Annotated in this window: 20 protein-coding genes, 1 other RNA gene and 1 riboswitch; all 21 genes read left to right on the top strand. The window is 44.7% G+C overall.

What is annotated here, in order from left to right:
* Window positions 1–56: 56 nt before the first annotated feature.
* Window positions 57–153: riboswitch (purine riboswitch) on the top strand.
* A 195-nt stretch (window positions 154–348) separates the two neighbouring features.
* The 21 genes from guaB to purD all read left to right on the top strand — a co-directional run bounded on the left by guaB (window position 349) and on the right by purD (window position 22,976).
* Window positions 349–1,521, top strand: a complete 1,173-nt coding sequence (gene guaB / locus HF966_RS00625) for an IMP dehydrogenase (RefSeq protein WP_168675736.1) — start codon at window positions 349–351, stop codon at window positions 1,519–1,521.
* Window positions 1,522–1,544: 23 nt separating this feature from the next.
* Entirely contained in the window at window positions 1,545–2,525 is a 981-nt protein-coding gene (locus HF966_RS00620) for an IMP dehydrogenase (protein ID WP_168675735.1), read from the top strand.
* A 63-nt stretch (window positions 2,526–2,588) separates the two neighbouring features.
* Entirely contained in the window at window positions 2,589–4,136 is a 1,548-nt protein-coding gene (gene guaA / locus HF966_RS00615) for a glutamine-hydrolyzing GMP synthase (protein ID WP_168675734.1), read from the top strand.
* A gap of 352 nt (window positions 4,137–4,488) precedes the next feature.
* The gene (recU, locus tag HF966_RS00610) at window positions 4,489–5,103 is read left to right on the top strand and encodes a Holliday junction resolvase RecU (RefSeq protein ID WP_168675733.1); all 615 of its coding nucleotides are present in this window, start codon (window positions 4,489–4,491) and stop codon (window positions 5,101–5,103) included.
* Between the two features lie 23 nt (window positions 5,104–5,126).
* Window positions 5,127–7,301, top strand: coding sequence for a transglycosylase domain-containing protein (locus HF966_RS00605; RefSeq protein WP_168675732.1), 2,175 nt, complete (start codon window positions 5,127–5,129; stop codon window positions 7,299–7,301).
* Between the two features lie 50 nt (window positions 7,302–7,351).
* Window positions 7,352–7,924 (top strand): SLOG family protein, encoded by a 573-nt coding sequence (locus HF966_RS00600; protein ID WP_168675731.1) that lies wholly within the window; start codon window positions 7,352–7,354, stop codon window positions 7,922–7,924.
* A 76-nt stretch (window positions 7,925–8,000) separates the two neighbouring features.
* A complete protein-coding gene (locus HF966_RS00595; RefSeq protein ID WP_168675730.1) occupies window positions 8,001–8,393 on the top strand; it encodes a DivIVA domain-containing protein in 393 nt (130 codons plus the stop codon).
* Window positions 8,394–8,423: 30 nt separating this feature from the next.
* Window positions 8,424–8,793, top strand: an RNA gene (rnpB, locus tag HF966_RS00590) — RNase P RNA component class B.
* A 162-nt stretch (window positions 8,794–8,955) separates the two neighbouring features.
* Complete coding sequence (locus HF966_RS00585) at window positions 8,956–10,431, top strand: ABC transporter substrate-binding protein/permease (protein WP_168675729.1); 1,476 nt, start codon at window positions 8,956–8,958, stop codon at window positions 10,429–10,431.
* 282 nt (window positions 10,432–10,713) lie between these two features.
* Window positions 10,714–11,199 carry a 5-(carboxyamino)imidazole ribonucleotide mutase gene (purE, locus tag HF966_RS00580; RefSeq protein WP_168675728.1) on the top strand — a complete coding sequence of 162 codons (486 nt, stop codon included), beginning with the start codon at window positions 10,714–10,716 and terminating at the stop codon, window positions 11,197–11,199.
* Window positions 11,196–12,311 (top strand): 5-(carboxyamino)imidazole ribonucleotide synthase, encoded by a 1,116-nt coding sequence (gene purK / locus HF966_RS00575; protein WP_168675727.1) that lies wholly within the window; start codon window positions 11,196–11,198, stop codon window positions 12,309–12,311. The genes purE and purK overlap by 4 nt, the downstream gene beginning before the upstream one ends.
* Window positions 12,298–13,041: a phosphoribosylaminoimidazolesuccinocarboxamide synthase gene (locus HF966_RS00570; protein ID WP_168675726.1), complete on the top strand. Its 744-nt coding sequence runs from the start codon at window positions 12,298–12,300 to the stop codon at window positions 13,039–13,041. Before purK ends, HF966_RS00570 begins: the two co-directional genes overlap by 14 nt.
* A gap of 10 nt (window positions 13,042–13,051) precedes the next feature.
* Window positions 13,052–13,318 carry a phosphoribosylformylglycinamidine synthase subunit PurS gene (gene purS, locus HF966_RS00565; RefSeq protein WP_168675725.1) on the top strand — a complete coding sequence of 89 codons (267 nt, stop codon included), beginning with the start codon at window positions 13,052–13,054 and terminating at the stop codon, window positions 13,316–13,318.
* Window positions 13,315–13,983, top strand: coding sequence for a phosphoribosylformylglycinamidine synthase subunit PurQ (gene purQ / locus HF966_RS00560; RefSeq protein WP_168675724.1), 669 nt, complete (start codon window positions 13,315–13,317; stop codon window positions 13,981–13,983). Before purS ends, purQ begins: the two co-directional genes overlap by 4 nt.
* A gap of 69 nt (window positions 13,984–14,052) precedes the next feature.
* Entirely contained in the window at window positions 14,053–16,275 is a 2,223-nt protein-coding gene (gene purL / locus HF966_RS00555) for a phosphoribosylformylglycinamidine synthase subunit PurL (protein WP_168675723.1), read from the top strand.
* Entirely contained in the window at window positions 16,257–17,879 is a 1,623-nt protein-coding gene (gene purF / locus HF966_RS00550; protein WP_168675722.1) for an amidophosphoribosyltransferase, read from the top strand. The genes purL and purF overlap by 19 nt, the downstream gene beginning before the upstream one ends.
* Window positions 17,876–18,913: a phosphoribosylformylglycinamidine cyclo-ligase gene (gene purM, locus HF966_RS00545; protein ID WP_168675721.1), complete on the top strand. Its 1,038-nt coding sequence runs from the start codon at window positions 17,876–17,878 to the stop codon at window positions 18,911–18,913. The genes purF and purM overlap by 4 nt, the downstream gene beginning before the upstream one ends.
* A complete protein-coding gene (gene purN / locus HF966_RS00540) occupies window positions 18,907–19,497 on the top strand; it encodes a phosphoribosylglycinamide formyltransferase (protein ID WP_168675720.1) in 591 nt (196 codons plus the stop codon). Before purM ends, purN begins: the two co-directional genes overlap by 7 nt.
* A complete protein-coding gene (gene purH, locus HF966_RS00535) occupies window positions 19,494–21,020 on the top strand; it encodes a bifunctional phosphoribosylaminoimidazolecarboxamide formyltransferase/IMP cyclohydrolase (RefSeq protein ID WP_168675719.1) in 1,527 nt (508 codons plus the stop codon). The genes purN and purH overlap by 4 nt, the downstream gene beginning before the upstream one ends.
* Window positions 21,021–21,080: 60 nt before the next feature.
* On the top strand, window positions 21,081–21,542 hold the full coding sequence (locus HF966_RS00530) for an 8-oxo-dGTP diphosphatase (RefSeq protein ID WP_168675718.1): 462 nt from the start codon (window positions 21,081–21,083) through the stop codon (window positions 21,540–21,542).
* 174 nt (window positions 21,543–21,716) lie between these two features.
* Entirely contained in the window at window positions 21,717–22,976 is a 1,260-nt protein-coding gene (gene purD, locus HF966_RS00525) for a phosphoribosylamine--glycine ligase (RefSeq protein ID WP_168675717.1), read from the top strand.
* The last annotated feature ends 3 nt before the right edge of the window (window positions 22,977–22,979 follow it).

Below are 22,979 nucleotides of genomic sequence, written 5' to 3'. Positions count from 1 at the left end.
TTTCGTCGCTTAAAAAGGGTTGATTTTTCTCATAAAAACCTGTAAAGTAATACCAATAACTAAATCGTTTGTTTGCAGATATATCGCTGGGAAATGGCCAGCAGTTTCTACCACGCCCCAAAAGCCGTGACTATCCGCAAGTGTGAGGTGGTCTTTTGGATCATGCCAAGCATTTGTGGATCTGTGTATCCCAAATGCTTTTTTTGTACCTAAATGTTGAATTTGGTTATCTATTAATCGGCGGATCCGTTAACAATTGTGTTGACAAAAAGGCCTAACTAAACATTAAATGGTGAACACACGGTAATCATGGTGCTGTTGTTATCACGTTTAAAATCGGAGGATCTCATGCAAAAATTTTTCTTAGACGACGAAAAGCCTAAGTTCAGCTCACGTAACAAGTTTGCCAAGATGGGCTTGACTTTTGATGATATGAAGTTAGTCTTTGACGAAAGCACAACTATTCAACCAGCTGCCGTTTCAGTCAGCACAGTTTTGACACCAACCTTGAAGCTGCAATTACCGTTAATTTCAGCCGCAATGGATACGGTGACAGAAGCGCGCTTTGCAACAACTTTGGCCAAGTTAGGCGGCCTTGGTGTTGTCCATAAAAATATGACGATTGCCGAACAAGCAGATGAAGTTCGTGCAGTTAAAACCGCAACTTTTGACAAGACAGCGTTTCCAAATGCTGCCGTTGATAACCAGGGGCGTTTGCTTGTGGCTGGTGCCGTTGGTGTGACGTCAGATACAGTCAAGCGTGTCGAAGCAATGGTCGCTGCCGGTGTGGACGCTATCGTATTGGATTCTGCGCATGGACATTCAGAAGGTGTTTTGCGCAAAGTATCTGAAGTACGTGAAGCCTTTCCAGAATTAAATATTATTGCGGGAAATATCGCAACAACTGCTGGTGCAGCGGCTTTGTATGATGCTGGTGCTGATGTTGTTAAAGTTGGTATTGGCCCCGGTTCAATCTGCACAACGCGTGTCGTGGCTGGTATTGGTGTGCCTCAACTTTCTGCCGTGCGTGATGCAGCAGAAGAAGGTGCCCGTCGCGGCAAGTCAATCATCGCTGATGGTGGTGCAAAGACGGCAGAAGACATCGTTAAGGCCTTGGCTTCTGGTGGTGATGCGGTCATGCTTGGGTCAATGTTTTCTGGTACCGAAGAGACGCCAGGCGAAGTCTTTGAAGATAATGGGAAGCAATACAAGACTTATCGTGGTATGGGATCGATTGCTGCCATGGAAGCTGGTTCAAAAGACCGTTACTTCCAAGGTGAAGTCAATGAAGCTAAGAAAATGGTACCAGAAGGTATTGAAGCCCGCGTTGCCTATAAAGGCGCTTTGGCTGATGTATTAGGCGCTATGCTGTCAGAAATTCGTGAAGAAATGGCCAAAGTTGGGGCGCAATCAATCAATGAATTGACTAAGGGTCACCAAATTGCGCGTGATATTCAAGTGATTGATTATGAAGCTGAACGGGAAAACTTCAAAAAGACAATCACGATCCCAACATTTTAATGACAAATTCACGGAGAAAAAACATGTCTGAAAATAATGAAATTATGGGCCTAGGTTACGATCAAGTCTTGTTGGTCCCTGGTGCATCAAATGTCTTGCCACATACTGTGTCATTGGCGACACAACTTGCGGATAACTTTACACTCAATATTCCACTGATTGCAGAAGCCAATGGGACAGCTACGGATAGCCGGGTTGCTGCAACTGCTTTAAACGGCGGTTTGGGCGTGATTGCAGAACAAGAAGATGTTGCTGCCCAGATGGCAGCAGTTTCAGCGGCCAAAGCTACAGCAGTTGATTTAGACAAGTATCCCAATGCCTTTTTGGATGCTTCTGGTCGCGTACGCGTTGCTGCTGAAGTTTGGTTGACAACAGGGGCGCAAGATCGGGTTGAAAAGTTGGTTGCTGCCGGTGCCGATGCCATTTTCTTCTATTTGCAAGCTGGGTTAAACAAGGAAACAAATGCGATTGTTAAGACTGTGCGTAAGGCCTTTCCAGCAACATTTATCGCGGTTGGGGTTGTCGAAGACGAGGGCATTGCTAGCGCACTTTACCAAAATGGTGTGGATGCAGTTATTGCTGGTCGCTCAGTTGATTCACAATTACCAAATAACGCCCTGTATCCATTCTTGACAACAACAATGGCCATTGCTGAAGTAGCTGCTGACTTTGACAAGACAGTGATTGCTACTGGCGGTGTTCACTATTCCGGTGACGTTGTGAAGGCAATTTCTGCCGGTGCTGATGCGATTTTAGCCTCAGATTTGCTCAAGGGTGAAGTGCTTGAAGCAGATGGCACATTTGTTGGTGGCGACATGTCAATTGATGATGCGATTTTCCAAGCGGATGGTGGCTTGCGTGCCGGTATGGGTTACACTGGTTCATCAACGATTGTTGACCTTAAACTAACTGCCCAATTTGTCCAAATTACGGATAACGGGTTGCGTGAATCACATCCACACGATGTCGAAATCACCAAGATCGCTCCAAACTACGCGAAATAAGCAGGATTGCGCATTATTAAAACCAGCGCAAACGCGCAAAATGGATAAAAGGGAGTATAACGCATGGCTGATGTAAACGCCGATAAAGTTCTTGTACTGGACTACGGTAGCCAATATAACCAACTCATTACTCGACGCATTCGTGAAATGGGTGTTTTTTCTGAATTAAAGTCACGCAACATGACGGCTGACGAAGTGAAGGCCTATAATCCAAAAGCGATTATCTTGTCTGGCGGACCAAAGTCAGTGTATGAGGCAGATGCCTTTACGATTGATAACGAAATCTTTGAATTAGGCATTCCAGTCTTGGGTGTCTGCTATGGCATGCAACTGATGGCTCAAAATTTGGGTGGTAAAGTTGAAGCCAATCCTGGGAACGGTGAATTTGGTCAAACGGTATTACACCAAACGGAGACGGCTGGTTTGTTGTTTGCTAATACACCGGCAGACCAAACCGTTTTGATGAGTCATTCCGATAACGTTGTTGCTTTACCAGCTGGCTTTGTGGTGGCTGGTGGTTCTGATAAGACACCAATTGCAGCGATTGCCAATGATGAACGCCGTCTTTACGGTGTTCAATTCCACGCCGAAACGACATTGTCAGAACATGGGAAGCAAATCTTGCAAAACTTTGTGTTTGACATTGCTGGGGCGGAAGCCAACTGGGATATGAGCGGCTTTATCGATGAGCAAATTGCGCGTATTCGTGAAGTTGTTGGGGACAAGAAAGTGCTTCTTGGCCTATCTGGTGGGGTGGATTCATCAGTTGTTGGTGTTTTGCTTCATAAAGCCATTGGTGACCAACTGACGTCAATCTTTGTTGACCATGGTTTGTTACGTAAAAACGAAGCGGCACAAGTCATGGAAATGATGGGTAAGCAATTTGGCTTGAACATTATTAAAGTCGATGCCCAAGAACGTTTCTTATCAAAGTTAGCTGGCGTTACGGATCCGGAAAAGAAGCGCAAAATCATTGGTAACGAATTCATTGAAGTCTTTAACGATGAAGCAGCTAAGCTCAAGGATATTGACTTTTTGGCACAAGGCACGTTGTATACAGATGTGATTGAATCAGGGACAGATACAGCCCAAACGATTAAGTCACACCACAATGTTGGTGGTTTGCCAGAAGATATGCACTTCCAATTGATTGAACCATTGAACACCTTGTTCAAGGATGAAGTGCGTGAATTAGGCGAGGCGCTAGATATGCCACATGAGATGGTTTGGCGTCAGCCTTTCCCAGGTCCTGGCTTGGGTATCCGAATCTTGGGCGATATTACAGAAGATAAGCTTGAAATTGTTCGTGATTCAGATTGGATCTTACGTGATGAAATCGCTAAGGCTGGCTTAGAAGGCGACATTTGGCAATACTTTACTGTCTTGACTGGTGTCCGTTCAGTTGGCGTGATGGGCGACTATCGCACATATGATTATACGATTGCGATTCGTGCGATTACGTCTGTTGATGGCATGACGGCTGATTTTGCCCAATTACCATGGGAATTGTTGCAAAAAATTTCTGCCCGCATTGTCAATGAAGTGGGACACATTAACCGCGTTGTCTATGATATCACGGCTAAGCCACCAGCTACCGTTGAATGGGAATAAAATAAGTCCCACAGTTACGTGGTTTACAGGCGTTTCTGGGGACTTTTGGGGACACGAGATTTAATTTGTGTTTGAAAGCATATTGAGGACGAGTGCATCTTGCGCTTGTTCTTTTTCTTTTAGCAGGTGTGAATATACTTCTAAGGCTATGGTCGTATTTGTGCTCTTATACTAAAAATAGTCCATTTTTTTAGTATTAAGAGCAATTATAGTTGAGTGGGAATAACTGTTTCTTACAAAAAGTTGTCTGTAATAGACAACTTTTTTTGTAAGAAAAGACGTTATCGCTTGAAAACTATTGATTTATGGTAAAATGGGTAAGTATATAGTTTAAAATAATCTGAGGTTATTCATGGCGATTAACTATCCGGCTGGTACAAGACGTACGTCAGCAACCGCCAATCAAGTTCGGATTGGTAAGACAACAAAAAAAGCGTTGACCTTTGGTAGGCGTGGGATGGGGTTAGAAGAAGAGATTAACCTTGCCAATACTTACTATTTAGCTAATCAATTGGCTGTCATCCATAAAAAGCCCACCCCAATTACCATTGTGAAAGTGGATTATCCAGCACGTTCTGCGGCGAAAATCACTGAGGCTTATTTTAAGCAAGCATCAACAACGGATTATAATGGTGTTTACCAAGGGCGCTATATTGATTTTGATGCGAAGGAAACGAAGAATAAAACTTCCTTTCCACTCAAAAATTTTCACGAACATCAAATTGCGCATCTCGCACATGTGCTAGCTCAAAATGGGATTGGCTTTGTCATTATTAAATTTACGACCCGTGACGAAACTTTTGTCTATCCCGCAAAGCATTTAATCAAACAGTGGCAGTTAAGACAAGGAAAACAATCAATTCCGTACCTTGAAATTGTGCGTGACAGTTTTAGGGTGCCCAACAGCCTGAATCCGAGTTTGGATTATTTAAAAGCAGTTGATCAATACTTTCAACAGTTAGACTAACATTTAGGAGTCCTCCAATAATTATGGCAAATGATAACCAATGGTCACGTGTCAATCGTAATCAAAATTTGTATGACAATCATCCAGCAACTGAACCGCCAACTTTACCGCCCAATAATGGGGGGCCAAAAAAGCCCAAAAAGCGTAGATCATGGCGTCGTATCTTACTCACCGTCTTTTTATGGTTACTGACGTTAGGTTTCATTGGTACGCTGGCTGGTGCCGCCGTATTTTTCACCTATGCTAACGAAGCACCAAACATTACTGAGTCGGATTTGGCATCGGAAAATTCGAGTGCCATTTATGATAATCAAGGCAATCCAATTTGGAAATTATCTACGGTACAACGTGATTATGCCAACTCTAATGAAATTCCAAAGACGTTAAAAGAAGCCGTTGTATCAATTGAAGATCGTCGTTTCTATAAACATGGCGGTGTTGATCCCATCCGAATTGCCGGTGCTGCACTGGCGAACATAGAAGGATCATCGCTTGGTATGCAAGGTGGGTCAACTTTAACCCAACAACTTGTCAAATTGTCGGTCTTTAGTACGTCTACTGCTGACCAAACGTTGAAACGTAAAGCGCAAGAAGCTTGGCTTGCTTTGCGGGTTGAAAAGAATTTCTCAAAAGATGAAATCTTGACGTTTTATATGAATAAGGTTTATATGGGACATGGCGTCTCTGGCATGAAGACGGCGGCCGAATATTTCTATGGGAAACCGTTGACCGCACTGTCTTTGCCACAACTTGCTTTGTTGGCGGGGATGCCACAATCGCCAACAAATTATGATCCTTACCTAAAAGATACGTCAGCGGCTAAAGATCGCCGTGATACCGTATTACAAGCAATGGTTAAATACGGGGCCATCACACAAAAGCAAGCAAATGATGCGATGAAAGTGCCAATATCTGATGGGTTACAAGATATTACGGCTAAAACGCAATTGGCAAACGAAAGCCGCAAGACAGTGGATGGCTATGTGCAATCTGTCCTTGCCGAAGCTAGTGCTATGGGTTTTGATACGTCCAAGCCTGGCTTAAAGATCTATACGAATTTAGATTCTGATTTGCAACAAAAGATGTACGATTTGGCTAACGGTAGCTCAGTCGCCTTTCCATCGCAAAATACGCAAATTGGGGCAACGATGACTGATCCCAACAATGGAGAAGTCGTGGCGCAAATTAGTGGGCGCAACCAACAAATTCTTTTCGGTACGAATCATGCAAATTTGACAGGGCGTTCCTCTGGTTCATCGATTAAGCCATTACTCGATTATGGGCCAGCCATCGAATATCTCAACTGGCCAACATATCGCACGGTCGAAGATAAGAAGTATAAATATCCTGGGACATCTCATGATGTGACGGACTGGGATGGGAAATATATGGATAATATTACGATGCGTACAGCATTGACCCAATCACGTAATATCCCAGCCGTCCATACTTTGGAAGCCGTTGGTGGTCAAAATGCCGCTAAGTTTATGAGTGGCCTAGGCATTCAGCTCAATAAGATTCCAGGTGGGCAAGATGCAATTGGTATGCCACTTTCAACGGTTCAAGAGGCCGGCGCGTTTGGCGCAATTGCAAATGGCGGTACCTATTATAAGCCAACCTATATCTCAAAGATTGTGACAGCTGATGGGACAACGCATAACTATAGCGTGTCTGGTAAGCGGGCAATGAAGACCAGTACTGCCTTTATGTTGACTGACATGATGAAGGGGGTCATTAAGCCAAATGCGACGGCGGCTGATGCCATTATTCCTGGCTTACACCAAGCAGGGAAATCGGGCTTAGTTGGGTTCGGTGATGGGGAACAAATGCCTGATCGTGCCATTAAAGATGCTTGGTTTACTGGTTTCACGAAATCTTATACGTTGTCCGTTTGGACAGGCTATGATGACAATTCATTAGGCTATATTCCTTGGACAAGTCAGGACTTGCCAGCACAATATTACCAAAAGGTGATGTCTTATGCGATGCAGAACAAACCAAATACGGATTGGAAAATGCCGGATACAGTCACACCAAAAATTGACGGCAATATTGTTGAATATGAAGTGAAAGATGCAAAGTGGGATAATGGTGGCTTGCCAACCGTGACGTCGGTGTCACAGTCTGGTGAATCGCCAAGCGAAGCAGGCATTCCAGCTGGCGCAGCCTCTGTCGGCTCAACAAGCGGCAATAATTAAGCTATTGAAAGGCCTTGCGCAAGCAAGGCCTTTGTTATAGGGGAATAGATATGTCAAGATTATGGGTAACAGGCTATCGCAGTTATGAAATTGGGACATTTGGCGACAAAGATCCTAAAATAACCGTGATGAAATATGCTTTAACACAAGCGCTTCGTGAACAACTTGAACTCGGTTTAGAGTGGGTGATTACGGGGGGACAACTCGGAATTGAGCAGTGGACGGTTGAAGTAGTCGCCGAGTTAAAAACAAGTTTTCCAGACTTAAAAATCGCGATGATGTTCCCTTTTCAAGATTTTGGTAAGCAATGGCAAGCCAACAACCAAGAAAAATTACAGCAATTAACCACGCAATGTGATTTTGTTGCGCATGTGTCCACTGTGCCATATCAAGGACCGCAACAACTTCAAAATTATCAACAATTCATGCTGGCACACACTGATGCGGCACTATTGGTTTATGATCCTGATTTTGAAGGGAAGACCCAGTACGACTTTCAAGCGATTAAACAGCAACAAGCGGTCATGCCCTATCCACTCACACAAATTGATATGTATCAATTGCAAGAATATGCCACAGAATATGAAGAAAAGCGAGCCGAGGAACAGGATCTTTTTAAATAACTGTGCAATTTTCTTGTAAAAATTGCCTTTTATTGGTAATATAAGTTAAGTAAAAAAATAAATGAGGTGTGCACTTGTGGAACAAGTAAAATACACGCAAAAAGACATTTTAGAGCGCGTTTTTAAGCAAAAGCGTATGGGCGTTGGTTATGACCCTGCCGACGTTGATAGTTTCTTGGATGACATCATCAAAGATTACGGGGCGTTTGCTGGTCGTATCGAACAATTGCAAGGTGAAGTAACCCGTTTACAAACTGCCTTGAAGGCTTCTCAAGAACAACTTGTTGCTTTAAAGCAACAAGCTGTTGAACAACCGGTACAACACATTGTGGCTGAACCACCAGTTGTACGAGAAGCAGCTGTGGTCGAAACACCAAAGGCTGAACAAGTGGTGACAAATCTTGACTTGATCAAGCGTGTGGCTAACTTGGAGCGCGCAGTCTTTGGACCAGGTTCTGAGAACATTTAAATTGTAGCAAGTTAAATTGTATATTTTGTAAGCATTGGGTAATTGCGCGTTATATTTCTAGCGTGAGGAAGGTCCATGCTCGCACAACCTGTGATGGTTGTAGTGATTGTGCTGGGATAAAGAATAAACCCAGGGACAGCGATGTCACGGCGGTCGAACAGGCTAAGGCTTAGGCTATGTCTTAATAGGCTCGAAGGTGCCATAGAAACGTATACGTCAATGAAAGTTGGCGTTTGAGACGAGGTAAACCCCACAAGCGGGCAACCCAAACTTTTGGTAGGGGCGGCTAATCTAGCGAACTGAAGCGATGGTTGGTATGGTTTGGCAACAAACTTAGATAGATGATTACCGAAGGTGATATGTACCTGCATATTACTGGAACAAAACATGGCCTATAGATGCTTACATCAGGTGACGTCACTTTGTGGCGTTTTTTTATTGGCAAACTATACAGGAAACAGCAAATATACACTTTTAAAACGAATATTTTAAAAAAATAATTGCATAAAAATTCATATCAGGTTATGATTAGTTACGTTAATTGTTGATGGGAGAGTTAAATATGAAATTGAAACAAATGAAAAAACTTGTGATGGTGCTAGTTGGCATTATGTTGTTAATGCCAGCTTTTTCGGTCTTTGTACCACAGGCACATGCTGATGAGACAGATGCTGCCTACGCTGGAATCAAAAAGCGTGGTGTCTTGGTCGTTGGTATGTCAGCTGATTATGCCCCCTTTGAGTTCCATGCAACTGTCAACGGCCGCGATGAAATCGTCGGGTTTGAAGTCGCCATGGCCAAGCAAATTGCTAAAGACCTGGGTGTGAAGATGGAAATCAAAGAAATGGGCTTTGATGGCTTAATCGGTGCTTTGCAAACGGGTAAAATTGATGTCATTATTTCAGGTATCAATGCCACACCAGAACGTGAACAAATTGTATCGTTCTCTAAGGCTTATATGTCGCCAAAGCAAACCATTTTAATTTTGAAAAAGAATGCAGCGCAGTATACGACCAATGTCAGTTCATTTTCTGGTAAAAAAGTCGGAGCGCAACGGCAGACAACCCAAGAAACATTTGTTCAGGACAATATGTCAGGGTCAACACTTGTGAGCTTGCAAAAGGTGCCTGATCTGGTATCGCAACTCTCAGCTGGAAAGATTGCTGGTGTGGTATTAAACGATCCAATCTCTGAAGCTTATGCGCAACAAAATAAGGCCTTGTCGGTGATTTATCCAAAACCGAATGAATCTGAAGGCGCAGTTTCAATTGCGATGCCGAAAAATTCACCTGTTTTGCAAGCAAAAATTAATACCTCAATTGATCATATTGTGTCTTCTGGTCAATTAACAAAGTTTAAAAAGGAAGCAAATACCTTGATGTTTGCCAAGCAATCATTTTGGGCCAAGTATGGCAATCTTTTCATCAAAGGAACTTTGATTACGCTGGCTTTGGCTGCTATTGCCGTGGTTTTGGGCTCAGTATTGGGCACGATTTTGGCCCTCTTTAAGTTGTCTCCTAATTTTATGCTTAAAATGCTTGGGAATATTTATATTGAATATGTCCGTGGGACGCCTTTGTTGGTGCAAGCCTTCATGGTGTTCTTTGGGACACAAGTTATTGGCTTGAATCTTTCAGCATTCTCGGCTGGTGCATTGGCAATGGGCTTGAACTCTGCAGCTTATGTCGCCGAAATTATTCGTTCCGGTATTAACTCGGTCAACTACGGCCAAACTGAAGCAGCGCGGTCATTAGGTTTGTCAAAGGGCAAGACGATGCGTTTCATTGTTCTACCACAAGCGATTAAAAATATTCTGCCAGCATTGGGGAATGAATTTGTCACAGTCATTAAGGAAGGCTCAGTCGTTTCTGTGATTGGCGTTGGGGAATTGATGTTCCAAACAGGTGTCGTTCAAGGTGCTAGTTTTAAGCCATTCTTCCCATTGTTAATCACGTCATTGATTTACTTTGTCTTAACCTTTGGCATTAGTCGTGCGTTAGGTTATGCGGAAAAGCGCATGGCGCGCACGAGTCGATAATTACACGCAACGGTTTGACCTGTGGTCAGACCGTTTTTTACTAATAAAAATACGAATATTCAGCTTTTGTTGTTATGAAATCGCTTACAAAGCAAACGTTCGTATATCTTACTTAAATTGTTAAAAACGTTCGTGAATAGCGAACGTTTTTTTTATTTGTGTGAAATTTCTTATTTAAAATCGAAGTATTTTTGGTCATTTTCTGTTAAATTTAAATAGCAGACGAACGAATAATTTACGTGTTATTGAATTGTCGTTAAAACACGAACAATGGAGGGTATTATGCCACAAGTCGCGGTAGTCATGGGTTCAACAAGTGATTGGCCAGCAATGAAACAATCGGTGCAGTTACTAGATGAATTGGGTGTCACATATGAAAAACATGTGATTTCGGCACATCGCATGCCAGAACAATTACAGGCCTTTGGGCAGGCAGCACAAGAAAATGGGTTAAAAGTGATTATTGCAGGCGCTGGGGGCGCAGCACACTTACCTGGTATGTTAGCCGCCAATACATTGGTGCCAGTCATTGGCGTGCCAATGCAGTCACGCGCCCTTAACGGGTTGGATTCACTCTTGTCAATTGTGCAAATGCCTGCGGGTATTCCAGTCGCCACAGTGGCCATTGGTGAAGCAGGGGCCAAAAATGCAGCGATTTTAGCCGCACAAATTGTCGCCCAAGGACAACCAGACGTTTTGGCGAACTTGGCCGCGTTCCGCGCCAAGCAAACACAACAATCAATTGATAGTGAGGCCGATCTCGTATGACCAATCTTATTTTGCCACCAGCAACAATTGGTATTATTGGTGGTGGCCAACTCGGACAAATGATGGCATTAGCCGCAAAGGCCATGGGGTATAAAGTCGGCGTGCTTGATCCAACCAAAGATGCGCCGGCCGGCCAGGTTGCTGATTTTCAGATTGTTGCGGCCTATGATGATCAAGACGCGATTGATACATTAGCTGCTCGCAGTGATGTGTTGACTTACGAATTTGAAAATGTCGACGTGAACGCCTTGGCGAAGCATGCTGATTTGGTCCCACAAGGCACTAAATTACTGGAAATTACCAGTAATCGGTTAACTGAGAAAACGTTTATCCGTGATGTTGCGAAAGTCCCCGTTGCGCAATTTATGGCCATTCATTCAGCAAAGGAATTTGCCGATGCGATTGGCCGGATTACCTTACCAGCGATTTTAAAAACCGTCAGTGGTGGTTATGATGGCCATGGACAATGGTCAGTTGACAGTGAAGCGGATGTGGCGGCTCTTTTGGCTGACTTTCCTGCAGGAACACTGATTTTGGAACAACGCGTACCGTTTAAAAAAGAATTGAGTATCATGGTCACCCGTGATGCCAATGGGCAAGTGGTCTTTTGGCCCATTGCAGAAAATGTGCACGTGAATCATATTTTGAAAACGAGTTTTGCCCCAGCCGTGTTAAGTGCAGCTGATACAGCAAAGATTCAACAAATTGCGGCCAGCATTGCCAATAGCTTGGCCTTACGCGGCGTGTTGGGTATTGAACTATTTGTGAGTGACGACCATGTGTGGGTCAATGAATTGGCGCCACGCCCGCACAATTCGGGCCATTACACGATTGAAGCAACGAATATTTCCCAATTTGAAGGGCATATCCGTAGTATTACAGGATTATCACTGCCAGAGATTACTGCACAAGCGCCATCCCTCATGCTTAACCTATTGGGTGATGAGATGCAGCAAGCGCGCGAAGATTTCGTCAATCATCCCGAATGGCATTTCCATGATTACGGGAAAGCCGCCATTAAGCGTGATCGTAAAATGGGGCATCTCACGGTAATCGGTGAAGAGAATATCCAAAAACTAGATGAATGGAGTCAAACACATGGTCAGCGTTGAATTTGAAAACCGCGACATTACACAAGCAACCCTCAAGTATACGGGTAAAGCCAAAGAAGTTTATACCACCAATGATCCTGAAATATTGTGGGTACATTATCTGGATCAAGCCACTGCCTTAAACGGCAAGGTCAAAGAAACCATTGCAGGTAAAGGTGAGCTCAATAGCGCGATTAGCCATTTATTATTTGACTATCTGACGCGCCATGGTATTGAAAACCATTATTTGCAATCGATTTCATCAACTGATGAATTGGTGACTGCTTTAGATATTTTACCAGTTGAAGTGGTGACGCGTAATTATGCGTCAGGGCACTTTGTTAGCAAGTTTGATGCCACACCGATGCAAGCCTTAAACCCATTAGTGCAAGAATTTTATTTCAAGTCAGATGCCTTAGATGATCCGTTCATGAATGATTCACAAATTATTGCTTTGGGGCATGCAACCGTCGATGAACTGGCGCAATTACGCCAAAAGTCACAAGATGTGAACCAATTGTTGCGTAGTTTGTTTGAACAAGTCGGGATTCGTCTCGTTGATTTCAAGCTTGAGTTTGGCCGTACTGCGACTGGTAAGATTATCTTAGCCGATGAATTGTCACCAGATAACATGCGCTTAGTGGATATTGCGACCGGCAAGTCACTAGATAAAGATGTTTTCCGTCAACACACAGGTGATGTGACTGTTGGCTACCATGATGTCCTCACACGATTACAGCAAGCGATTTAAGGAGAAAAAAATGTATTTAGCAAAGATTTATGTGACTTATAAGCCCTCAATTTTAGACCCACAAGGTGAAGTCATCAAGGCCGCATTGCAACGTATGGATTATGCCGGGGTTGAACAAGTGGCGCAAGGGAAGTATTTTGAAGTGAAGTTGCATGCCAAGGATGTTGACACAGCAACTGCAGAAGTTGAAAGCTTTACGGATGCTTTGTTGATTAACCAAAACACAGAAACGTATCGCTTTGACTTGAGCTTGGTTGAAGACGAGGTGAATGCATGAAAGCCGCAGTGATTAGTTTTCCTGGCTCAAACTGTGATTTTGATATGCTTTACGCGTTGCAAGATTTCGGTGTTGATGCTCAAATTGTTTCTGCAAAAGAAAATGATTTAACTGGCTTTGACGCCATCTTTTTGCCTGGTGGTTTCTCTTATGGCGATTATCTGCGCACGGGTGCGATTGCCCGTTTTTCACCGATCATGAGTGCGGTGACACAAGCGGCAAATGATGGAAAATTGATTGTCGGCATTTGCAATGGTTTCCAAATTCTAACGGAAGCGGGCTTGTTGCCTGGCCAACTGTTGGTGAATGCGACGCCTGGTTTTATCTGTGACGAAGTGCCACTTCGGATTGCCAATCCACAAACCGCCTTTACAAACGCCTATGACCCAGCGGAAACAATGATGATTCCGATTGCGCATGGTGAAGGGAATTACTTCGCTGATGATGCCACGTTAGCTAAGTTAGAAGAAAATCAGCAAGTGGTATTCCGCTATGAGGAAAATCCAAACGGATCAGCGCATGACATTGCCGGGATTATGAATGAACAAGGCAATGTCTTTGGCATGATGCCACACCCTGAACGGGCCGTTGATGCTGTCACTGGTAATATTGATGGTCAAAACTTCTTCAAAAGTATTCTATCTGGTATCTTGGCTCGAGCTTAAGTTGGCACTAGCATTAAATTGGGGCATGCCGTTTGGCAATTATTGACGTTTTATTGAAAGGCAAAAAACATGACAACAGTCACAAGCAACGAACTCACACCTGAGCAAGTTCGTGATTCAAAAATCTATACACAATGGGGACTGACAGAAGCAGAATACGATCTAATCGTTGCTGAACTCAAGCGCCTCCCTAACTTTACTGAAGCGGGTATTTTCTCTGGCATGTGGTCAGAACACGTGTCGTATAAGAAATCAAAGCCCATCCTACGCAAGTTCTGGTCAACGAACGAACGGGTTTTGCAAGGTCCAGGTGAAGGGGCAGGAATCTTAGACATTGGTGACGGCCAGGCAGTTGTTTTCAAAGCTGAAAGTCACAATCATCCAAGTTTCGTGGAACCTTATGAAGGCGCGGCAACCGGTGTTGGCGGGATCCTTCGCGACATTTTCTCAATGGGTGCCCAACCGATTGCGGTGCTCGATTCACTGCGTTTTGGTGAATTGGATGATGCCCACACCAAGCATATTGTTGATGGTGTAATTGCCGGTATCGCTGGTTATGGCAACGCGATTGGGATTCCAACAGTTGGTGGCGAAATTAGTTTTGACAATGTGTATGCAGGCAATCCTCTTGTCAACGTGATGGCAGTTGGTTTGATGGATCAAGCAGCCATGCAAGTGGGACAAGCCAAGGGCGTCGGGAATGCGATTATCTATGTTGGTGCAAAAACGGGGCGTGATGGGATTAATGGGGCGTCATTTGCCTCAGCAGAATTCTCAACAGAGCATGAATCAGATCGTTCAGCGGTGCAAGTTGGGGATCCTTTCTTGGAAAAGTTGGTCATGGATGCCACGTTAAAGGCAGTTCGCGAACACTCAGATATTATCGTTGGGATTCAAGACATGGGCGCAGCTGGTTTGCTATCATCGAGTTCAGAAATGGCAGCCAAGGCTGGCATGGGTATTACATTGGACTTGAACAAGGTGCCACAACGTGAAACGCACATGACACCGTACGAATTAATGTTGTCTGAATCACAAGAACGGATGTTGTTGGTGGTTAAGCGTGGTGAAGAACAAGCCATTTTGGATTTGTTCCAAGCTGCTGATTTAGATGCCGTGGTGATTGGTGAAGTCACGGATAATGGCCGTTATGTGTTGTCATTTAATGATGAAATTGTCGCTGATGTGCCAATTGATTTCTTGACACATGCGCCAAAGCAAGACTTGCCAATGGCTGAACCAAAGCGTTTGGCAGCGTTTACGGCTGATCAATACCAACCGGAATTAACGGATGTTAAACAGACCATTCTTGACTTGTTGGCACAACCAACGATTGCGTCAAAAGCTAGTCTGTTCCGTCATTTTGATTCAATGGTGCGTGCCGACACAGCCATTAAGCCTGGTGGTGATGCCAGTCTTGTGCGGGTGCGTGGCACAAAGAAGGCCTTGGCCATGACGACGGATGTCAATGCACGTTATTTGTATTTGAACCCGCGTGTTGGGGCTAAAATGGCTGTTGCCGAAGCGGCCCGGAATATTGTGGCCACAGGGGCATTGCCTATCGGCATTACGGATGGGTTGAACTTTGGTTCACCTGATAATCCAGAAGTATATTACGAATTAGATCAAGCAGTGGCTGGCATCAATGATGTGGCCAAGCAACTGAACACACCAATTATTTCCGGTAACGTCTCACTTTATAACGAGACGGATGGCCAAGCCATTTACCCAACACCCATGATTGGGATGGTTGGGTTGCTGGATAATGTCGACCACGCGACCACGATTGGCTTCAAGCAAGCCGGCGACGCAATTTATGTGATTGGGGCAACTCAAGATAGCTTCAACGGTTCAGAAATTCAAAAAATGCAAACCGGCACAATTGATGGCCAACTCTTTGGTTTTGACGATGCAGCAGAAATGGCAGCACAAACGCTTGTCCGCCAAGCAATTGGTCAACAGTTAGTTGCCAGCGCACATGACTTGGCCGAAGGTGGTTTGATTGTTGGTTTGTTGGAAAGCAGTTTTGCTGGGCATTTGAGCTTCAATGTCAACGTCAACTTAGCGTCACAATATTTGTTTGCCGAAACACCAAGTCGTTTTGTGGTCAGTGTGGCTGCAGAAAATAGCGCAGCATTTGAAGCCTTGGCTGGCGGTTTGGCAACGCGTATCGGTGACGTCACAACCGGTGATGATGTGGTTGTGACAACAACCACTGAAGAAATTGTGTTGTCACGTGAAGCAGCGCAAAAGGTTTATCAGGAGAGTATCTCATGGCAATTAAAAGCTTAACAGCAAGTCAAATTACCGACAACTTGGCGCAACAAGCTGAGACAGCGCGTGTGAATGTGCGAAGTCTCAATGAAGAATGTGGTATTTTTGGTGTCTGGGGTCGTCAAGATGCTGCCCAATTAACTTATTATGGGTTACACGCTTTGCAGCATCGTGGCCAAGAAGGGGCCGGTATTGTCTCAAATCACGACGGACATCTTTGGCAGGAACGTGGTTTAGGCTTGTTGAGCGATGTTTTCCGTGATCCAACCCGGATTGAAGCGTTGGCTGGTGAAAGTGCCATTGGGCATGTCCGCTATGCGACTGCTGGCTCTCACGGCATCGAAAATATTCAACCACTCATGGTGAACTTTCACGATATGCAAATTTCTTTGGCCCATAATGGTAATTTGACGAATGCGAAGTCACTCCGTCAAGGGTTGGAAAAAGAAGGTGCTATTTTCCAAAGCTCATCAGATTCAGAAATCTTGTTACATTTGATTCGCCGCTCAAAAGCGGACAAGTTTGTTGATAAGTTGAAAGAATCATTAAACATTGTGCGCGGTGGTTTTGCTTATCTTTTGTTGACGCCACATGGTTTATATGCCGCACTTGATGCCCATGCTTTTCGACCATTTGTCATTGGGCAAATGCCAGATGGCCATTATGTCGTCACGTCAGAAACAGCTGCTTTGGATGTCGCAGGCGCCCGCTTTGTACGTGACGTGCAACCAGGTGAATTGATTACAATTGATGACAATGGCTTGACGATTGATCGTTATACAGACAAGACCACGCTTAATATTGATTCAATGGAATATATCTATTTTGCACGCCCTGACTCAACGATTTATGGTGTGAATGTGCATAAAGCACGCAAACGCATGGGGGCCGCGCTGGCGGCGGAACAACCGGTACCTGACGCGGATATTGTTGTCGGTGTGCCAAACTCAAGTCTGTCAGCCGCTGCTGGTTTTGCAGAAGCAACTGGCCTGCCTAATGAAATGGGCTTGGTGAAAAATCAATATATTGCGCGTACTTTTATCGAACCCACACAAGATAAGCGTGAACGAGCAGTGCGGATGAAATTAAGTGCGGTCAAAGACGTTGTATGCGGTAAAAATGTTGTCCTAGTCGACGATTCAATTGTGCGTGGGACGACGTCAATGTTTATTGTGCGGATGTTAAAAGAAGCCGGCGCTAAGTCAGTGCATGTTCGCATTGCCAGTCCAGTCTTTAAGTTCCCATCATTTTATGGGATTGATATGCAAACCACAGCTGAATTGATGGGGGCTAATAATACCCTTGATGAGATGCGTGACAAAATTGAAGCAGATTCATTAGGCTTCTTGTCAGTCCCTGCCTTAGTCAAGGCGATTGATTTACCATATGATGGCGAAGGGACTGGTTTGACAACGGCGTATTTTGATGGACACTACCCAAGTCCAATTTATGATTATGAAGACAGTTTAGCTGACTTTGTTGCCACGGGAGCAGTTGATTTCACGCCGGAACCGACTGACACGTACCACCCACGCCAAGTGGCTTCGTTACGTAACGAAGAAATCATGGCTGATGGCACGATTCATCTAGATTCACAAACAATTCAGGGAGTAGAAGGATGACCGAACAAAACGCTTATCAGCAAGCTGGTGTTGACATTAAAGCTGGTGAAGAAGCCGTTGAATTGATGAAGGATGCGGTTGCCGATACGTATAATGAACAAGTTCTGGATGGGCTGGGTGGCTTTGGTGCCGCTTTTGCCTTGGGAAATCGTTATGAAAATCCAGTCTTGGTGTCAGGGGCCGATGGTGTCGGGACAAAGCTTTTACTAGCCATTGCGGCTGATAAACACGATACGATTGGACAAGATTTGGTGGCGATGGTCGCTAACGATATTTTAGCCCAAGGTGCTAAACCAGCGTTTATGTTGGATTATCTTGCTGTAGATAAGATGCGCCCAGCTGTGGTAGCAGAAATTGTGACCGGTGTGGCCAAAGCAGCCAAGGCCTCAGGCATGGCCTTAATTGGTGGTGAAAGTGCAGAATTACCTGGCCTCTATGCGCCAAAGCACTATGATTTGGCAGCGTTTGCTGTTGGTGTGGCAGAGCAAGACCAACTCTTAAATCCGAAAAATGTGGCGGTTGGCGATGTTTTGATTGGCTTACCATCTTCTGGGATTCACTCAAATGGCTACTCATTAGTGCGTCACGTCTTAAGCATTCAATCCGATGAGGACTTTAATCAATTGCCAGAAGACCAACAAGCCACTTTGCTGACACCAACGGCGTTGTATGCAAAATCTGTTTGGCCATTGGTTGAGGGTGGTTTGCTGCAAGCGATGGCACACATCACTGGTGGCGGTTTGACTGAAAACTTGCCACGCGCTTATGATGCCACGCTTTCGGCGCAAATCAATTGGGGTTCATGGCCAATCTTGCCAATCTTTAACACGTTACAAGCCGCTGGTCAACTGTCGCTTGAAGACATGCTGTTGACCTTTAACAATGGTTTGGGGATGGTTTTGATTGTCAAACCAGCGCACCGTGATGCCGTGTTGGCCGCATTGGCCACACAAGATCAAGCCGCTTACGTGATTGGTGAAATGGTACCCAATGCTGGTGCAGGCGTGGTTTATTCAGGAGACGCCCCATGGTAAGAAAAGCTCGCTTAGCCGTTTTTGCTTCGGGGACGGGGACCAATTTTCAAGCGCTGTATGATGCGATCTTGCAACGACAATTAGACGCTGAAATTGTGCGTTTGATCGTGGATAAGTCATCAGCTGGGGCCCTGAATTTGGCTAAACTATTTGGTGTACCGGCGACGTTTATCAAATATTCTGCGTATGACGCTAAACCAGCTGCTGAGCAGGCGATTTTAGACCAACTAGCCGACGATCATGTCGATGGCATTTTACTGGCTGGTTATATGCGAATTTTAACGCCCAAGTTAATTGATGCGTATGCAGGCAAGATTATCAACTTGCATCCGGCCATGTTGCCAGCCTTTCCTGGCCGTCATAGCATTTTAGATGCGTTTGAGGCAGGGGTTGAGACAACTGGGGTGACGGTCCATTTTGTTGATAACGGAATTGATACCGGCAAAATTATTGCCCAACAAGCTGTCCCACGATACCCAGAAGATACGTTGTTGGATTTGGAAACCCGAATCCATCATGTTGAACATGTTTTATATCCCAATACTTTAGAACAGTTACTTAACGAAGGAGTTTTCTTAAAATGACACGTGCATTACTCAGTGTTTCTGATAAAAGTGGTTTGGTACCATTTGCTGAAAAGTTGGTTGCTTTAGGCTATGAATTGATTTCAACGGGCGGCACGCATAAAGTGCTTGCTGAAGCAGGACTTGATGTGATTGCCATTGATGACGTCACGAATTTCCCGGAAATGTTAGATGGTCGGGTAAAAACATTACATCCACGTGTTCATGCTGGCTTACTTGCGCGTCGTGATTTGCCAGAACATATGGCCAAGTTAAGTGAATTTGACATCGAACCAATTGATATGGTGGTCGTGAACTTGTATCCTTTCAAGTCAACGATTCAAAAAGACGGCGTGACAGAAGCCGAAGCCATTGAAAATATCGACATTGGTGGCCCATCAATGTTGCGGTCAGCTGCTAAGAACTTTGCGGCCGTTTTGCCAATTGTTGATCCGGCTGATTATGATGTTGTGATTGACAAGTTGCAAGCAGGCACTGTGGATGCTGCTTACCGTAAGTCATTGGCCGCTAAGGTTTTCCAACACACAGCAGCCTATGACGCGTTGATTGCCGATTATTTGACGACAACAGAATTCCCCAATAACCTCACTTTGCCATACGAAAAGTTTGACGATATGCGTTATGGTGAAAACCCACACCAAAAGGCCGCAGCCTATAAGACTGCCTTGCCAGAAGCTTACTCCGTGCTGAATGCCGATATTTTGCACGGTAAGCAACTGTCATACAACAATATTCGCGATGCTGACGCAGCGATGCGCATTATTGCCGAATTTGAAGAAACAACTGTGGTGACGGTGAAGCACATGAACCCAGCAGGTATTGGGCAAGGGGCAACTTTGGAAGCAGCCTGGGACCAGGCATTTGCCGCGGATGACGTGTCAATTTTTGGTGGTATTGTGGCGTTGAATCGTGAAGTTGATGCTGCAACGGCTGAAAAGATGCATGCCATTTTCTTGGAAATCATCATTGCGCCAAGCTTTACACCGGAAGCCTTTGAAATTTTGTCAGCCAAGAAGAACTTGCGTTTGTTGACGGTACCATTTACCACAACAATACCACAAAAGTTAGAAGTGACTTCTGTCTTGGGCGGTGTTGTCGTGCAAGAACGCGATTTGTATACTGATGCTGAAACAAATTTTGAGGTCGTTTCAAAAGCGCAACCAACAGCAGAACAATTGCGGGCCATGATTTTTGCGCAAAAAGTGGTCAAGCATGTGAAGTCTAACGCCATTATTGTGGCGCGCGATGGCCAAACTTTGGGGATGGGTGCAGGACAACCAAACCGGATTGATTCGGTTGTCTATGCCATTCAAAAAGCGGCAACAAAGCCAGGCTTTGATGAAGCGGTCTTGGCCTCAGATGCCTTCTTCCCAATGGATGATTCGGTTCAATATGCCGCTGATCATGGCATCAAGGCGATTGTTGAACCTGGTGGTTCAATTAAGGATAAGGACTCAATCGCCAAAGCTGATGAATTAGGCATTGTGCTTGTCTTCTCTGGCACACGTCACTTTAAGCATTAAACTGTTAAGCGCCCTTTGGGGCGTTTTTTTGTATGTTATAATGCCAAAAGAGGTAGGAAGATGACAAGAACAACGCCCATCGAATTAACGAATATGATTATGATTGAAAATCCCCAAACACACGACATTTTGGTCGAAGACCGACAAAACCCGACTTGGCCGGGGGTCACTTTTCCTGGTGGGCATATCGAAGCAGATGAAACCATTGTGGCGAGTGCGATTCGGGAAGCCTATGAAGAAACAGGGTTGACAATTGAACAGCCACAATTAGTCGGGTTGAAAGAATGGCCGTTAGAAAATGGGCAACGGTATATTGTCTTTTTGTTTAAGGCCACAAAGTTTCATGGTGAGCTGAAAGCGGGGCGCGAAGGGCAAATTTTTTGGACGACCCGAGAAGCGCTAAAAGCTATGCCATTACCCCCAACGTTTAAAGAAATGTTGCCCGTCTTTGACAACCAGGAAATAAATGAATTGGCATTGGGACCTAGCGTTGACGGCGAGAGGACGTTAACGTGGTTGTAAGCGGATACATCCCAAACGTTCGCTTTATTGCTAATTGAGTACAATAATGTTCGTGAATAACGAACGAATTTTATATTTGTGAGAAAAAGATAATTTATACACGAACACAAGGTCTGCCATTTCTGATAAACTAAATATATCGTAGGATAATAAACCGTAATTTTAGAGGATAACATGAAAAAAGTATTAGTAATTGGTTCGGGTGCACGTGAACACGCTTTAGCACAGGCATTTTTACGTAGTGAACAAGTTGAACAAGTCATTGTCGCCCCAGGTAATGATGGGATGACCGATACTGGTTTACAACGTGCCGCTGTTGCCGTCACTGACCTTGATGGCCTTCGCGCGTTGGCTGTCAATGAGGCGGTTGATTTAACATTTGTTGGCAATGAAGAACCTTTAACGCTGGGTGTAGTTGATGTATTCCGAGCAGCAGGATTGCAAATTTTTGGGCCTACAAAAGTTGCCGCACAATTGGAAGGGTCAAAATCGTTTACAAAGCGAATTTTAGACCAGTACCAGATTCCAACGGCACAATCACGTACCGTGACGAGTGCTGAGGCCGCTGCGGCGGCTGTTACTGAATTTGGCTTACCAATTGTTTTTAAGTTAGATGGTTTGGCTTTGGGCAAAGGGGTGACGATTATCACGTCAGCCGAAGACGTGACCACTTATCTCACAGCGCTTTACACACGTCAACCGCAAGCGAAACTCGTGATTGAAAGCTATCTTGCAGGCGTCGAATTTTCCATCTTTTCATTGGTTGGCCAAGATGGTGTGGTGACCCATGCCCCATTGGCACAAGACCATAAGCGGCGGTTTGATCATGATAAAGGCCCAAATACTGGTGGCATGGGGGCGTATAGTCCTGTCCGTTGGTTATCTGACGAAGTCCGCCAACAAGCCATTGACACGCTCGTTATGCCAACGATTGCCGCCATGGCAAAAGAGGGGACACCGTTTACTGGCGTATTATATACTGGGGTGATGTTAACGGCCGATGGGCCAAAAGTGATTGAATTTAATGTTCGCTTTGGTGATCCTGAAGCTCAAGTTGTTTTGCCCCAATATACGGGAGATTTCTACCAGTTGATTAATGACCTATTACAAGGTCAGGCAGTCGTGCCAGAATGGCAAACTGACGATGTCTATATTGGCGTTGTGTTGGCGGCTGCCGGCTATCCAGAAGCACCGGAAAAAGGGGCCAGTGTGCCATCAACCAGTGAGATCGCACCACTAGCGATTAACTATGCTGGCGTTAAAGCAGGTTTAGCGAGTGGTGGACGTGTGGCAACTGTTGTGGCCTATGCGCCAAATGCGACAGCGGCGCAAGCTGCTGTTTATGAAAAAATTGACCACTTGCCAACTGATTTACAATATCGTCATGATATTGCTTATCAGGCTGTGCAACATGAAGCCGAATCTAAAGATTAAGCG

Origin of the sequence: Leuconostoc holzapfelii, from assembly GCF_012396485.1 — a bacterium.
GTDB classification, from domain to species: domain Bacteria; phylum Bacillota; class Bacilli; order Lactobacillales; family Lactobacillaceae; genus Leuconostoc; species Leuconostoc holzapfelii.
The sequence above is the reverse complement of the archived record's forward strand: the minus strand, read 5'-3'. Positions and strand labels throughout refer to the sequence as shown.